This is a genomic window from Streptococcus suis (genome assembly GCF_002960445.1).
GTDB classification, from domain to species: Bacteria; Bacillota; Bacilli; order Lactobacillales; family Streptococcaceae; genus Streptococcus; species Streptococcus hyiners.
Genome location: NZ_POJD01000112.1, coordinates 1 through 324, shown reverse-complemented (window position 1 = coordinate 324; position 324 = coordinate 1). Strand labels below are relative to the sequence as shown.

The window sequence follows — 324 nt, the reverse complement described above, 5'->3', positions numbered from 1 at the left end:
CATCTCTTCTACTAAAATCAATATTTGTTCAAGAAGTGACCAAAATTTTTTCTTATTACTATTTTTATCAAATAATAATCTGGATAAATTTGCGTTGCAATCTTGAATAATGTCTTTCCTATCCGAAGATGATTTATCATTGATTACATCAAAGAAATCATTTGGAATACGTTGTTTAAATAATTCAACCCCTATTATCCTATTAACAACCAATGTTTCCAATTGTCTCTTAGTAAGATGTTTGTTTAATTTTAAAACTTCTTCAATACTATTGATTGAAATATTATGTATATTTATGTTTTTTAACTCTGTTTGTTTACTTCT

General features: G+C 24.7%; 1 pseudogene. It reads right to left on the bottom strand.

From position 1 onward, the window contains the following. Positions 1-324, bottom strand: a pseudogene (locus tag C1G53_RS03345) (hypothetical protein); the annotation flags it as partial.